Source organism: Pantoea sp. OVA07A, from assembly GCF_019969975.1.
GTDB classification, from domain to species: Bacteria; Pseudomonadota; Gammaproteobacteria; order Enterobacterales; family Enterobacteriaceae; genus Pantoea; species Pantoea agglomerans.
This window is the reverse complement of sequence record NZ_JAHXYM010000001.1, coordinates 199,448-214,744: the sequence shown is the minus strand read 5'-3', so window position 1 is coordinate 214,744 and position 15,297 is coordinate 199,448. Positions and strand designations below refer to the sequence as shown.

The window sequence follows — 15,297 nt, the reverse complement described above, 5'->3', positions numbered from 1 at the left end:
GATGCACACACCCACGCAGACTGCCGCTCCCAGCTTGCCCCTATTCTGCCGTCCCTATTCCCACCTTCTCACGCCCGGTATCCGTCAGTGATGCTCTCACCTGCGGCAGGCTTTCCGGGTAATTCTGCTGAATAAACTCAATCATTTTTTCACGCACGTAACAGCGTAAATCAAAGGCGATCGGGGAGTTCTGCGCGGTCATCAGCATCCTGATGGTCATGGTTTTCTCGGTGGTGTCGGTCACCTGCAGCACAGAGGTTTCCTGATCCCAAAGCTTGGTTTCGCTCAGCACCTTTTCAAAATGCTTGCGCAGCGGCTCCAGCGGCATGGAGTAATCCACGTAAAGAAACACCGAGCCTAAGATCTGGGCGTTATTACGCGTCCAGTTCTGGAACGGATTTTCGGTAAAGTAGGTTATCGGCAACACCAGCCGACGCAAATCCCAGATGCGCACCACCACATAGGTCAGGTTGATCTCCTCAATCCAGCCCCACTCTTTTTCTACCACTACCGCATCATCAATTTTAATAGGCTGGGTAAAGGCGATCTGAATACCGGCGAACAGATTGACCAGCGACTTTTGCAGCGCAAAACCAATAATGATACCGGCGACACCCGCACCGGCCAGAATGGTGGTGCCGAATTTCCGGACGCCAGGGAAGCTGAGCAGAATCAGCGAAACACAGAACAGAACCAGGATGACAATAACCACTTTTTTGACATAGATAATCTGCGTGCGGATTTTACGCGCACGAAGGTTATTGGAAATATTAATGTCATAGCGGATATAAAGCATATCCTGCGCCACGTTGGTCAGCCGGATTAAGACCGAGCAAAACGACATAATAATAAAGACATTGATGATATTGGTAATTAAAGAGAGAGATTCCGGTTGAAAATCGATGTAATTAACGCCGACATTAATCATTAATAACGGAATAAAAAAGAACATCGAGCCGCTAAGATGCTTCTCAAGGGATTTGAACAGCTTTCTGTCACGAATCTGCCAGTAGCGGATGAACCGGAGCAGGATAAGGCGGGCCAGAAATCCCAGCACAAAAGAGAGCGAGACGAGTAATACAACAGGCACCCATGACGGGAAACCAGATAACTCACCGAATAACAATGGCATTATTTTCCCTTATAGTAAGCTGACAACCTCAGGCTGTCAGATAAGTGACAAACTCAGTAACCGTTGTCTTCACGGCTATCCGTTCGTAACACAATCAGCGCACATGAGTATGAACCATCGCGGCGAAGTTAACAGGAAATGCACGGTGATGCGTCCAGAGAGGCTGTCGCGCGCCAGCCTTATGGCTACTGCTACAGAGGCCGAATGTTGGCCCTCATGTCACCGTCCAGCCAGCTAACCCCATTAAAATATCTGATACAACACGGCCACTTTTTCACTCCCCATTATTTAGCCTGCCCTGGCCATCCGGCAACAAAAACGTTGCCAGAATCACTAAGCGTAACGCTTTGCGTGGACGTTCTTGTGCAATCTGCTAATTTTTAAGCTGTTCCCCTGCTGCTGAGAAAAACAACAATATGATTAACACCCTTAAACTTTCCTCTGATTTTCGTCGCAGTTTCCTGCGTGAAGTCCTGGTGCCGCTGGTCGCTATCTTATTGCTGACGTTAGTAGGTGCAGGCGCTGCGCTCTTTGTTGGTACCTCACTCACCAATACGGAGGCCCGCCATCAGCAGCAACGGATGATTGAAGCCTCTTTTTCACAGAGTCTGAATGAGCATCTGCGCCAGCTGCGTAGCCTGTCGCGCTGGGGACCCTTTGAGCAGCATCTGGCAGAGGGCAACAGCAGCAGGTGGCTGGATGAGAACATTGGGCTGTGGCTGTATGAGATGTTCGGCCATCAGCTGATTCTGGTGCTGGACCAGCAAAATCAAATCGTCAGAGTCTGGCGCGAAGGCCAGCCGGTCTCTGCCCCTGAAGATGACCCGCTGATTGGTGAGGTGCTGCAAAGTCCGCTGGTCAACGATCCGGCACGTCACGATAACGCCGATTATGCCCGTGTGACAAACCGGGCCGCCGCGCTGGCAGTAGGTAACATCCAGCGGGAGAGCAATGCCCTGCCGCGTTTCCGGCTGGTGAGCCTGAAATTTCTTGATGACGGCTATCTGGCGGGCCTGGCGGAACGCAATCAGCTGCAGGGGCTGCACTTCTCCGACGGCACGCCACAGCCGGGAACCGGTGCGCGCTATCTGCTGATCGCCCAGGCGGGTGAGGCGGTTGGCTATCTGAACTGGATCCCCTCCCGTCCCGGTGCGCAGATGCTGCGCACCATCGGGCCATCTACCGGGCTGGCGGTACTGGCGATATCCCTGCTGTGCCTTTATATGGTGCGGCGACTCTGGAACTCGTCGGTGAACCTCTCGCAATCCATGCTCAGGCTCGGCGCGTCGGAGGCTCAGGCACAGCACTTGGCGTTTCATGATGTGCTGACCGGCCTGCCGAACCGCGCACTGGTCGAAGACCGTTTAACCCAGGCGCTGGCCCTGGCGACGCGCCACGATCAGCGAGTGGCGCTGCTGCTCATTGACCTCGACCGCTTTAAAACCATCAACGATACCCACGGTCATCACGCCGGAGATGAACTGATCATCGCGGTCGCACAGCGCCTGAGCCGTATCGTGCGGGCCAGCGATACGGTAGGACGCATCGGCGGTGATGAATTTATCGTGGTGATGCCAGATGTCGATAATATCGGCCAGGTGCATAGCCTGGCACAGCGCATTATCGACGAACTGAGTGAGCCTTTTACGCTGTTTGGCAGCGATGTCTGGAGTGGTGCCAGTATCGGACTGGCGCTGGCACCCAAAGATGGGGTTGATCGGCTGGAGCTGATGCGCAAAGCGGATATTGCGCTGTATGAGGCCAAAAGCGGCGGGCGCGGCACGTATCGACAGTTTGAACGGGCGATGGATGAGTCGGTGCGGACCCGACAGACCATCGCTGCCGACCTGCGTACGGCGCTGCATACCCGTCAGGGGCTGGAGGTGTGGTATCAGCCGCTGATGGATATTGGCGGTCAGCAGATGGTGGGCATCGAAGCGCTGCTGCGCTGGCACCATCCAGCCCGCGGCCTGATTGCGCCCGGTGAATTTATCGCGATTGCCGAAGAGACCGGCCTGATTATTCCGCTGGGCGAATCGGTGCTGGCTGAAGCCTGCGTCACTCAGCAACGTTTTCCCGAGCTGCTGGTGGCGGTCAACGTCTCGCCGGTGCAGTTCCGTTCTACCGGCTTTGTTGAGCGGGTGATGGCGATTGTCAGTCAGAACGGCGGCGATCCGAAGCGTCTGGAACTGGAGATCACCGAAGGGGTGTTAATCGAAGATGAACGCGAAGCACGCGCCATTATTGTGGAACTGCGTGACGCGGGCTTCCGGATTGCGCTGGATGACTTTGGCACCGGTTACTCCAGCCTGAACTATCTCAGCAACTTTCCGGTGGATAAAATCAAAATCGATCGCTCATTCACCCAGTCGCTGGGCGTAGCGGAAAATTCAGTGGCGATTGTTGAATCGGTGGTGAAACTGGGTCATGCCATGGGTCTGATGGTGACAGCAGAAGGCGTCGAGACGCCAGGGCAGATGTCTGCGCTGGCAGATGCGGGCTGTAATCAGCTGCAGGGCTATCTGTTCAGTCAGGCGGTGCCCGCCGATCAGCTCGCAGCACTGATGAAAACGATTGCGCCAGACAACGCGCAGCACGAGTGATCGCTGATGTGGAAAGCCTGAGCGCAGCTCTGTGCTCAGGCTTTCCGGCTGCGTGATGCATCTGAGATCAGAAGATCAACATCACCCTTCACCCGTTGTTGCGGGAAATTAAACCCCCAGGCTATCCAGCAGCGCGGCAGAATGAGCGACCGCGCCAAAGATGCCGCCCTGCATATGGATCATGCTCAGCGCTGCCTCATGATGACGCTGCTCGGTCGCAGCACAGCAATCGGACAGCACCAGGCACTCAAAGCCGCGATCGTTAGCTTCGCGCAGCGTGGTGTGGACGCAGACGTCGGTGGTAATGCCGGTGAGGATCAGATTACGGATGCCGCGACTGCGCAATATCAGCTCCAGATCGGTGGCATAAAACGATCCCTTACCCGGCTTATCAATCACCACTTCACCCGGCAGCGGTGCCAGCTCCGGGATAATCTCCCAGCCCGGTTCACCGCGCACCAGAATACGGCCGCACGGTCCGTCATCCCCAATCCCGGCGTTCATTCGCCGCGAGCGCCAGCGTTTGTTGGCGGGCAAATCACTGAGATCGGGCCGGTGCCCTTCGCGGGTATGAATAACCGGAAACTGCCGGGCGCGCATCGCCGCCAGCACCTGCTGCAACGGTGCGATGGGCGCGCGGGTCAGACTCACGTCATAGCCCATGCTGTCGACATAGCCGCCGACGCCGCAGAAGTCGGTCTGCATATCAATCACGATCAGCGCGGTGTCAGCCGGCGTAAAAGTGCCGTCAAACGGCCAGGCGTAGGGGGTTGAATTAACGCTGTAGTCGGGCATTGCTGTTCTCCATTACCGGGCGCGGCATGCGCATTCTGCTGATCACGCTGTAGCTGATGGCGGCGGTTACCAGACCAATAACCGCTTCACCAAATTGAGGGAAAGCGACGTGGGCGATCACCGCACACAGGCTGCCAATCGCCCAGGCGGCAAACGCAGTACCACGAAAACGCTGCGCCGGACGCTGCTCGCTGATGCGCGCCATAAAAATTAAATCCACGATCATCACGGCACCAAACGGCGGCACCACAATGCCAAGCAGGCTGAGCCACTCCAGGAAGTAAGACCAGACGCCCGCCAGCGCCAGTACGCCGCCAATGGCACCCAGGATCAGCGTCCAGAGCCGCATTTTGCTACTGAACAGATGACTGAAGCCCACCGCCCCGTTATAGAGGCAGTGTGTGCAGACCGATCCGAGATTGATAAAGACAAACAGGCAGGCCACTACCGACAAAAAGGCGCTGTGCCCCATCAGCATCGGCAGGAAGTTACCGCCATTGGTCAGCGGATCAACCGCGGCACCCACGGCCACAATCACCACACCGAACAGGTAAGAGATAACATTGGCAACCGGGAAGGCAGAAAACGCGGCGATCACCGCCGAACGGCCATTCTTCGACCAGCGGGTAAAGTCAGCGGTCATGGTGCCGGAGTCAGCAAAACCGGCCACCACCATGGTGACGGCGGTGCCCATACTCATTGCACCGGCTGCGCTGGCGCTGCCCTTCCACTGCGTCACCACGGAGAAGTCGTGCTGTTTACTAATCAGCCACAGCGCCACCATTCCCAGCACCACAAACAGCGGCGCGGCGATCATCCCCAGTACCGACAACGCCCGCACGCCCAGGAAAGTGATGCCGGTATAGAGGATCATGGCAAAGGCCGTCACCGCCAGCGCATTCCAGCCGAAGGTCTGATTAATGACCGTGCCGGTAAGGCCGGTCTGGAAGGCATACCAGCCGATCACCACCGTCGAGAGAAAACCCGAGACCAGGATGTAGCCTTTGCTGCCAAAGGTGCGTCTGGCCTGCAGGGCGAAATTCATTCCGCTGTTACCGGCGTACCAGCTCAGCGCGCCGACATAGGCGAACAGCACCAGGTTTCCCAGCAGAATGGCGATCAGCGCAGGCCAGAACCCCAGATGCCAGGTGATGATGCCGCCAAACAGCGCATTGGTGAGGATCATCGGAAATCCAAACCAGACGGCCGAGACGGAGCGGGTAGAATGACGGTGCGACAGCGGTACCGGCTGATGTTCAAACTCCTGCTCCAGCGCAGGCGTAGTAGACGTTTTCATTGGGCGATTCCGGGTTGAAGGTGATTCCACGGCTGAATGCGCTCGAAAGCGGCACTGGCAGCCAGCACTAAGGCATCATCAAGATGACGTCCGACAATCTGCAGACCGACGGGCAAGCCGCTGGCGGTAAAACCGGCGGGCACGGACGCGGCGGGCTGACCGGTGAAGTTGAACGGGTAGCAGAACGAGAGCCAGTGATCGCTGCGGACCATGCGGCCATCAATGATCTCCGGTCCCTGCATCCCCAGCGGAAACGGCGGCACCGCCAGCGTTGGGGTAATCAGCAGGTCAAAGCGCTGCATAAAGCGCCACAGGCAGTTGCTGACCGCTTTTCGGGTGGTGATGGCATCGGTGAAGTTTTCCGCCCGCCATTCGCGCTGCAGCATGGCGACCAGATGCGGCGACATCTCGCTGCCCTGCTCCGCCAGCATCCGGGGCATACCGGTGAGATCGCTCTCCATCGCCACCAGCGCGCCAAAGGCCGCCGACGGATCAGGGAAGCCCGGATCGGCCAGTTCCAGTTCAGCACCGATTTCAGCGGCAAAACGCTGCACCGCCGCGCTGACCACTGCCCGCACTTCCGGGTCAACGGCCACATAGCCAAAATCCGCGCTGAAGGCGATGCGCAGTTTGCCTGGCAGATGGTGTGGCGCACCCAGCCAGTCGACATCGCTGCAGGGAATCGAGTGGCGATCGCGCATATCTGGTCCGGCCATCAGTGACATCATCAACGCGGCATCGCGCACGCTGCGCGTCATCGGACCGATGTGCTCCAGTGACTCCCAGCTCGACACGCCGGGGTAGCGTTCATCACGGCAGCCGGGCCAGAGCGGCACCCGGCCCATCGACGCCTTGAAGCCGAAAATACCGCAGTGCGCCGCCGGAATACGTACCGACCCGCCGCCGTCGCTGCCCAGTGCAATCGGGCAAAGCCGCGCCGCCACCGCCGCGCCCGAACCGGCGCTGGAACCCCCTGGCGTCATGCTCAAATCCCAGGGATTACGTGGCGACGGAAACAGCGGGTTGTGCCCGACCCCGCTGTAGCCAAACTCCGGTGCGGTGGTTTTGCCAAGCAGAATGGCGTCGGCGGCCAGCAACCGCTCCACCGTGATGTCGTCATCTTCCGGCACGAAATCTTTGTACGCCGCCGAACCGGAGGTGGTTCTGACGTTTGCGGTGCAGATTAAATCTTTCACCGCCAGCGGTACGCCTGCCAGCGCGCCCAGTGTTTCACCGCGTGCCCGTCGGGCATCCACGGCTCTGGCCTGTGCCATCGCCAGTTCAGGCGTCGGGGTACAAAAAGCCTGTATCGCCGGTTCCCGCTGTTCCATCCGTGCCAGCGCCGCCCCGGTCAGCTCGCACGCCGACACGTCCCCGCTGCGAATCAGAGCGGCCATCGTGGTGGCATCTTCGTCTAATAAGGAGTCAAACATGGGTTACCTCGCCAAAAGTGTACCTGTCAGCTAGTGCATGAAGCGTGCCAGTTAGCGGTGAATCAACCGGTCTGAGGTGGGGATGCCAGATGGAATACGGGCTGGGATACAAGATCGAATTCTTATGATGCCAGGTGCAGGCGGCTGTTTATTTTTCCAGCACGATGATGGCGCAGGGCTGCGCGATAAGGGGGCGTAATAGCTGAATGGTTTGCGGGCTGCTTTACAAAACGATGTCGGTAATCAGCAACAGTGGCCGATATGCTGGAATGAATAACCACATTTTTACCAGGGATGTTTGACCGGTCTGAGCAGGCACTAAAAAATCACGGCTTAAAGATTCACATGCAGCCTGCAGAGATGATAAGTGCGCATTGAAGAAGATATTTATCTCGAAAACTACGAAATCAGACGAAAAAGATTCATTTATGATCGTCAGGTTTATCACAGCTACGTGTTTGTTGTCGGTAATGAGACTTACACCGTCATCGTTGGCGACCGGATAGATGAACAGACCTTTAACCGTATCGGATACCGGATGCCACCTGGTATCGCCTTTCCGGTTAACGGGCTGGCTGAAGTCTGTTTTGACGTGTTCGATGGTCTGGAGTGCCTGGGCGATTTCCGCCATATCAGCTTTGCAGGATTAGGCAGTGCTGTCGTTTTCAAAAGCGTACTCCTGGCGTTAATGGCACACCATGAAAGCTTCTTTATAGGCGGTTTTGTTTTCCAGGCTGCATCAGGAGAGATCGTTGACCGCAATCGCCCGACACCCCTTGAGGAGATCTACGATGCTTTGCTTGGGTTAAAAAATGAACTACGCTACAATCGCCGGACAGGGTTGCCAAAGAAAGCGCCGCAACCTTTAATCCCGGACTGTTTCCGGGCTTATAAAGTAGTGACTACAGGGAGAGCTTGCTATGTCGTTTTACAATAAACACGATGAAACAACCCCTTTGGCTCCGGTCGAAACCAGGTATAAGGAGTTAAGGGCACTATTGATTGCTGAATGGCTGGCCAGACCCGATCTGCCCGCCATTAAAGCCCAGTTAGCTCAGAGGAAAAAACGCTCGTCGTCTGCCCTGTTACGCCGCAAGTTGAAAGAGCTGAATGCGCGCGAAATGCAGAAAGCTAAGATCAGCGCTTAACGCTTAAAGGCCCGATAACGGGCCTTTCGTATTTTTATCAGCTTCTGGCTCACTCGCAGACGGCTTTTCGCCACCCGCAACTCACCTGTTACTCCGGAAAATCTGTCTCCACCGACGTCTGTTTCCACGCTTCGATCTCAGCCAGCCGCTCTGTAAGCTTGCTGGTTACGGCATCATGGCCCCAGGCGCCCATTACCAGATGGCGTGGCGGGTTATCATGCTCAGTGATGGCAATCATCGCCGTGGCGGCCCGCGCCGGATCGCCCTTCTGAGTACCGCTGTATTCGGCGGTGGCTTTCATCCGTGCGGCTGCAGTCTCTGCATAGTCTGGCAGCGTGCTCGGCGTCTGATGCAGGGAGCGTCCGGCCCAGTCGGTGCGGAACGGACCTGGCTCAACACAGGTAACGCGAATGCCCAGCGGTCCCGCTTCCAGCGCCAGCGAATCTGACCAGCCTTCCACCGCATGTTTACTGGCAGAGTAGTAGCCTGAGCTGGCAAAACCAATTAAGCCTGCCACCGAGGTAATGTTGATGACGTGGCCGCTGCGCGCCTTTCTCATCGCGGGCAGCACGGCGCGGGTCAGGGCAAACAGGCCAAAGACGTTGGCATCAAACTGCGCGCGGATTTCGCTTTCCACACCCTCTTCCACCGAGCTCTGATAGCCGTAACCGGCGTTGTTTACCAGCACATCAATGGTGCCGAACCTGTCGAGTGCCGTTTTGACGGCCTGGTCGATGCTCGCCTGGTGGGTCACATCCAGCGCTACTGCCAGCGCGTTGTCGTGTCCCTCAACCAGATCGGCAATGGAAGATGTATCACGTGCCGTCACGACGACCTTAAAACCACGCGCGATGGTCTGCTGCGCCAGTTCACGACCAAATCCGGTCGAACATCCCGATATTAACCAGACAGGGCTGGAGTGAGCAGTCATGGTAAGACTCCCGTTGATGATGATGAAGTGACTGGAGACCCGGACGCGAGTGCATCCGGGATTTAAGGTTAGCGAGGCGCGACCGCCTCACTTAGCCCTTAATGCTTTTTATTGAACAGCTGGCTGGCGGTGTCGCTGATGATCTGTGCCGCACCGCGATCGCCTTTCACCATCGACGCCATAAAAGCTTTCGCCTGTTTAAAGGTGATGTGCGGCGGTAACGGAGCAACTTCCGGATCGGTTTTCACCTCCAGCAATACCGGGCGATCGGCGCTGAGCGCACGCTGCCAGGCCGCCGCCAGATCGTCAGGATTATCGACAAAAATACCGACCATCCCCAGCGACTGCGCAAACTCGGCATACTTCACGTCCGGCAGTTGCTGCGAGGCGTCAAAGCGGGGATTGCCCTCCATGACCCGCTGCTCCCAGGTAACCTGATTGAGATCCTGGTTGTTGAACACGCAGACGATCAGGCGCGGATCGGCCCACTGCTGCCAGTATTTCTGAATCGTGATCAGCTCCGCCATATTGTTCATCTGCATCGCACCGTCACCCACCAGCGCCACTACCGGTTTATCGGGATGGGCAAATTTTGCGGCAATCGCATAAGGCACCGCTGCGCCCATACAGGCCAGACCGCCGGAGAGCGAGGCGCGCTGACCCTGCTTAACCCGATAGTCGCGGGCGAACCAGTTGGCACAGGAACCAGAGTCCGAGGTGACAATGGCGTTATCCGGCAGTTGTGGCGACATCTCCCACACCACCCGCTGCGGGTTGACCGGATTAGCGGGTGCCATGGCGCGCTCTTCCATCAGCGTCCACCAGTCGCGCACCTGAAGCGCGATATCTTCCTGCCAGCTGCGATCCTCTTTGTGCTCCAGCAGCGGCAGCAGGGCGCGCAGGGTTTCAGCCGCATCGCCATGCAGGTTCACTTCGCTGGGATAGCGCAGGCCGAGCATGGCGGGATCGATGTCGATCTGCACCGCACGCGCCTTGCCCTCTTCCGGCAGGAATTCTGTCCACGGGAAGCCGCTGCCGATCATCAGCAGGGTGTCGCAGTTCTGCATTAAATCGGATGAGGGCTTCGTGCCCAGCAGGCCAATCGAACCGGTCACAAACGGCGCATCGTCCGGCAGCACATCTTTGCCCAGCAGCGCTTTTGCCACGCCCGCACCCAGCACATTGGCGACCTGTACCACCTCGACGGCGGCGTTACGTGCGCCTGCGCCAATCAGAATCGCCACTTTTTTACCGGCGTTAAGCACCTCAGCGGCACGTTGCAGATCCGCTTCATAAGGGATCACTTTGGGACGCTGATAGCCGCTGCCGGAATGGGTAAAACCGTGCAGATGCTGCGGCGGCTGCCACTCTTCATCCTGAATATCTTTAGGGATGATGATCACCGCCACGCCGTTTTGCGCTTTGGCGATGCGCACGCCCCGGTCGAGCAGATGGCGCACCTGGGTCGAAGTCGAGGCTTCCTGAACGAAGTTGGCAACGTCCGAGAAGATGCGATCCAGGTTCATCTCCTGCTGATAACTGGAGCCGCGCGCGGTCGCTTCCGCCTGGCCGGCAATCGCCAGCACCGGAGCATGATCCATTTTGGCGTCATAGAGTCCGGTCAGCAGATGGGTCGCGCCCGGCCCGCCGGTAGAGAGGCAGACGCCCAGCTCACCGGTGAATTTGGCGTGTCCGGCCGCCATAAAGGCCGCCATCTCTTCGTGGCGTACCTGAATAAATTCGATGCCGTCGCCTTTGGCGTTAGCACGCTGAATGGCGCCCAGCACCCCGTTGATGCCATCGCCCGGATAGCCGTAGATGCGTGTGACGCCCCACTCTTTCAGGCGCTGGACAAAAAAATCACTGGTTTTCATGCTCATCGTCGCGTTTCCCCTTGTAGTCCATGCAGACTTAAAGCGTAGTAGACGATGAGCAATCGCCGTTAATTGTTCGCCATTGCCGGGTATCGCTGACGCAAATCACTGAATATTTGTGCCATATCCGCCGTTTCGCCTATCTCTGCCACTACCCGGAATACCTGGGTTTTCAGGAAGTGACGCCAGCTCACCGGCGCGCTTGCCAGAAAGGCGGTCAGTAACTGATAACGCTGTGGCGTCCAGAGCGTTTCGAAGCGACTCCGTGCTTCGCCGTGCTCAAAATGGTGCGCAGCCTGCTGCGGCATCGTGGTGCGCAGGTGCTCCGTTGCTGCCCGATCCACGTGGTGATCAACCACCACCACGCCATACTGCGTCCTGGCTGCCGCGACGCTGAGATAACCGCAGCGCACATCCTGCATCACCGCATCGGCATCGCGCTGTGTCGGCAGGCCATAACCGCCCGCGCCGGGTCCGCGCACTTCGACCACGTCACCCGGCAGGCAGTGGATCACATCAGTGTTACCGTGATTGATGACCTCACCGTCGCGCCGGGTACGGAAGTAAGAGAGCGCCCCACTCTGGCCGCCGACGACACCCGCCGAGGCAAACACCGATCGGTTACGGTTGCGCGCGGTAATGGTGGTATTGGGCGAGAAAACCTCAAATGCCATTTCGGTGGCTAAACCGCCGCGATAGCGACCGGCTCCGGCGCTGTCCTGGGCCAGTCCGTAGCGATGAAAGCGGATTGGCACTTCCGCTTCGTTGATCTCAATCGGGGTGTTTTTCAGAAAGGCTGAAAGACCGCCGGAGCCGTCAGGCCCATCGTGACGCGGCGTGCCGCCCGCGCCGCCGCCCACCGGACCCAGCGAGGCGACCACACTGCGATTCTGCGTCTGGGTACGAATGTTCATGATTGAGTTGCCGCCCGGTGAATTCGCGGGCAAACGCTCCGGCATCGCCAGCGAGAAGACGCCGATAGTGGCAATCTGCGACAGTGCACAGGTCAGGGAGCGCATCCCTACCGCTGCGGGCGCTTCACAGTTCATGACCGTGCCAGGCGGCAGGATTGCCCTAGTGGGTCGCAGCGTACCGGCGTTAAGCAGCAGTGAACGGTCCAGCGTAGAGAGCGCATAGGTAACACCCACCAGCGCCAGCGGATGCCGCTCACGTCCGCCAGTCGGCATATTCAGCGACGAGGCCAGCTGCGGATCGCTGCCGGTGTAGTCCAGCTCCAGTTGATCGCCCTGCACCCGCAGAGTAATGGCGATACGGCAGGGATAACCGCCCTCGCCATCTTCATCGGCGTAGTCGGCATAGAAGTATTCCCCGTCGGGAATGGTTTTGATAATGCTGCGCGCCTGCGCTTCGGCGTAATCGAGAATGCCCTCAATGCCCTGCAAAAAATCGGCGATGCCAAAGCGGGCAATAATGTCGTGGATTTTACGCTCGCCGACGTTCACCGACGCCAGCTGGGCTTTGAAATCGCCCCAGTTCTGATCCGGCACCCGCACATTGAGCCGCATGATGCTGGCGACCTCTTCGTTGAGCTGACCCTGCCGCATGATCTTCAGCGGCGGGATGCGAATCCCCTCCTGCACGATATCGGTCAGCGAGCGCGACAGCGAGGCAGGCACCGCGCCGCCGACGTCGGTGTTATGAATGTGGCCCACCACGAAGCAGACAATTTCACCCTGGTGGAACACCGGTTTCCAGATGTGGATATCGGGCGAGTGGGTTGCCACGTTGCCGGCGTAAGCGTCGTTGGTAATGCAGATGTCGCCGTCAGCGTACTCTTCAATCAGTGCCAGCACCGGCGCATAGTCGATGCCGCTGTACCAGGGGGCGCCGAAGCTGCGCGGCGAGGCAAACGCCAGGCCGCTGCGGCTGACAATCTGGCAGGAGAAATCTTCCGTCTCTTTAACAAAGGTGGAGTGCGCTGTGCGCATCAGCGTAAAGGCCATCGCATCGGCAGCGGCGGCGCAGTAGTTCGCCAGGATCTGTAAGTTACGTCCATCAATCGCCATGTTATGCCTCGTTCGCCGTGATCAGCAGATTACCGAATGAATCGACCGTGACGCCCATGCCGGGCGGCACGCAGGTGGTGCAGTCATCCTGGGCGATGATGACCGGGCCACTGAGCTGATGTCCGGCACGCAGCACTGAACGCAGCACTAAATCAACCTGATGCCAGCCGCCGTCGATCCACGCCCTGGTCTGTTTCAGTACCGGCACCGGTTCCGTGGCCGGAGCCAGTGGGTTAATCACCGGTTTCGGCGTCGGTGATGCAATCACCAGCCGCAGGTTGATCAACTGCACCGGCGCCTGCGGGTCACAGTGACCAAACAGCTGCTGGTGCTGGCGATCAAAGGCGTCATGCAGCGCAGTGAAATCCGCCTGCGCCAGCCAGTTCGTCTCCAGCGGTACATCGATCTCAAACGACTGACCGCGATAGCGCATATCCGCGCTGAACTGCAGGCTGTAAGGCATATCGCTGCCGTGCTCCTGGGCCAGCCAGCCACAGGCGCGCTGCTGTAATGCTTCGGCTTCACTGGCCAGGGTGTCGGCCAGGGCGGGTGTCAGATCGCCGTAGAGCGTGCGGATAAAATCGTTGCGGATATCTGCTACCAGCCCGCCCAGCGCGGACAGCACGCCCGGCGTCGGCGGCACAATCACCCCTTTCATATTCAGTTCGCGGGCCAGAAAGCAGCCCATCATCGGACCCGCTCCGCCAAAGGCGAGGAACCAGAATTCACGCGGATCGAGACCAAAGCGCGACAGCAGCCCGCTGGTGTCGCTGTACATGCTGGAGATCGCCAGCTGGATGGCGGTTTCTGCCGTTTCCTGCACCGTGACGCCAAGCGCATCCGCCAGCGGCTGCCAGGCCGCACAGGCGGCGTCCACATCAACAGTGACGGCGTTATAACCCAGCGCGCCATGGCCCATCATGCCGCAGGCGGCGAACGCATCGGTGGCAGTGGGTTGCGTGCCGCCGCGCTGGAAGCAGACCGGGCCAGGCAGCGATCCGGCACTGTCCGGGCCCATCTGCAGCACGCCCTGACCATCGATCCACGCCAGCGAGCCGCCGCCCTGACCCACCGAAGTGACGGCGACAGAAGGAATAAAGATCGGGAAATCCCCGATGATTTCGCCGTTGCCCTGTGCCACTTTGCCGTCGATGATCACCGCCACGTCGGCGCTGGTGCCACCGATATCCAGGCTGAGGATTTTGTCAAAACCACAGGCGCTGGCGAGATAGCTGGCACCAATCACCCCGGATGCGGTGCCGGAGAGCACCATCTGCACGCATTCGCGTTTCGCCTGATCGACGCCCATCACCCCGCCGTTGGATTTGGTGATGCGCGGCGGCGGCCTGACGCCGAGCCGTTGCAGCGCCTGCTCAAAGGATTCCAGGTAGTGGATCACCATCGGCTGCACGTAGGCATTAATGGTGGCGGTAATGGTGCGTTCATATTCACGGATGATCGGCCAGATGTCAGCGGAACAGGAGGTCAGCAGCTCGGGTGCCACCTCGTCGATAATCGCCTTCACCGCCGCTTCATTGTGCCGGTTGCGATAGCTGTGCAGCAGCGACACCACAATGCCCTGACAGCCTGCCGCGCGTGCCTGAGCGATTGCGTCGAGCACGCTCTGGCGATCAGGCGCGTGCAGCACGTTGCCGTGCGCGTCACTGCGTTCACGGATGGCAAACACCCGATCGCGGGTGATCAGCGGAGCAGGACGCCGGGAGAAAAGGTCGTGGATATGCGGGATTTTAAGCCGGGCCAGCTCCAGGACATCGCAGAAGCCCTCCGTGGCGAACAGCGCCAGCCGCACGCCGCGCCGCTGGATCACCGCGTTAATGCCTACCGTGGTGCCGTGGGTGAAGTAACCAATCTCAGCGGGATCAATGCCCTGATGCTGCTGAAACTGCGCCAGTCCGGTAACGATTTCGCTGCCTGGCTGATCCGGTCGCGACAGGACTTTCAGGGTGTGAATCTGGTTCGTTTGCTGATCGAGCACGGCGAAATCGGTAAAGGATCCACCAATATCCACGCCAACGCGGTATCGCATATCGGGGTAA

At 58.6% G+C, this 15,297-nt stretch carries 11 protein-coding genes; 3 read left to right on the top strand and 8 right to left on the bottom strand.

The features are described from left to right. Window positions 1–40: 40 nt before the first annotated feature. Complete coding sequence (locus LC417_RS00920) at window positions 41–1,132, bottom strand: mechanosensitive ion channel family protein (protein ID WP_033758264.1); 1,092 nt, start codon at window positions 1,130–1,132, stop codon at window positions 41–43. Between the two features lie 416 nt (window positions 1,133–1,548). On the opposite strand from LC417_RS00920, the gene LC417_RS00915 reads away from it, so the two are divergent. Next, window positions 1,549–3,735: a bifunctional diguanylate cyclase/phosphodiesterase gene (locus LC417_RS00915; RefSeq protein WP_223565349.1), complete on the top strand. Its 2,187-nt coding sequence runs from the start codon at window positions 1,549–1,551 to the stop codon at window positions 3,733–3,735. Window positions 3,736–3,843: 108 nt separating this feature from the next. Here the strand turns inward: LC417_RS00915 and LC417_RS00910 are convergent, their stop codons facing one another. Genes LC417_RS00910 through LC417_RS00900 form a run of 3 tightly spaced genes read right to left on the bottom strand, consistent with a single transcriptional unit; the run spans window position 3,844 to window position 7,260 of the window. After that, on the bottom strand, window positions 3,844–4,530 hold the full coding sequence (locus LC417_RS00910; protein ID WP_179256803.1) for a cysteine hydrolase family protein: 687 nt from the start codon (window positions 4,528–4,530) through the stop codon (window positions 3,844–3,846). Then, window positions 4,511–5,827, bottom strand: coding sequence for a cytosine permease (locus LC417_RS00905; RefSeq protein WP_010670896.1), 1,317 nt, complete (start codon window positions 5,825–5,827; stop codon window positions 4,511–4,513). Before LC417_RS00905 ends, LC417_RS00910 begins: the two co-directional genes overlap by 20 nt. Beyond that, entirely contained in the window at window positions 5,824–7,260 is a 1,437-nt protein-coding gene (locus LC417_RS00900; protein ID WP_223565348.1) for an amidase, read from the bottom strand. The genes LC417_RS00905 and LC417_RS00900 overlap by 4 nt, the downstream gene beginning before the upstream one ends. Window positions 7,261–7,627: 367 nt before the next feature. Here LC417_RS00900 and LC417_RS00895 point away from each other — a divergent pair, with 367 nt between their 5' ends. Both LC417_RS00895 and LC417_RS00890 read left to right on the top strand, forming a co-directional pair. Further along, window positions 7,628–8,197 carry a hypothetical protein gene (locus LC417_RS00895; protein ID WP_033772110.1) on the top strand — a complete coding sequence of 190 codons (570 nt, stop codon included), beginning with the start codon at window positions 7,628–7,630 and terminating at the stop codon, window positions 8,195–8,197. Beyond that, window positions 8,181–8,408 (top strand): hypothetical protein, encoded by a 228-nt coding sequence (locus tag LC417_RS00890; protein ID WP_029519618.1) that lies wholly within the window; start codon window positions 8,181–8,183, stop codon window positions 8,406–8,408. The genes LC417_RS00895 and LC417_RS00890 overlap by 17 nt, the downstream gene beginning before the upstream one ends. Before the next feature lie 88 nt (window positions 8,409–8,496). Here LC417_RS00890 and LC417_RS00885 read toward each other — a convergent pair whose 3' ends face one another. From LC417_RS00885 to LC417_RS00870, 4 genes are all read right to left on the bottom strand, one after another. Then, entirely contained in the window at window positions 8,497–9,339 is an 843-nt protein-coding gene (locus LC417_RS00885; protein WP_163850234.1) for an oxidoreductase, read from the bottom strand. Between the two features lie 98 nt (window positions 9,340–9,437). After that, a complete protein-coding gene (locus LC417_RS00880) occupies window positions 9,438–11,219 on the bottom strand; it encodes a thiamine pyrophosphate-requiring protein (RefSeq protein WP_033767679.1) in 1,782 nt (593 codons plus the stop codon). A 62-nt stretch (window positions 11,220–11,281) separates the two neighbouring features. Then, window positions 11,282–13,240 carry a hydantoinase B/oxoprolinase family protein gene (locus tag LC417_RS00875; protein ID WP_223565347.1) on the bottom strand — a complete coding sequence of 653 codons (1,959 nt, stop codon included), beginning with the start codon at window positions 13,238–13,240 and terminating at the stop codon, window positions 11,282–11,284. A gap of 1 nt (window position 13,241) precedes the next feature. Next, a complete protein-coding gene (locus LC417_RS00870; protein ID WP_010247845.1) occupies window positions 13,242–15,287 on the bottom strand; it encodes a hydantoinase/oxoprolinase family protein in 2,046 nt (681 codons plus the stop codon). Window positions 15,288–15,297: the final 10 nt, after the last annotated feature.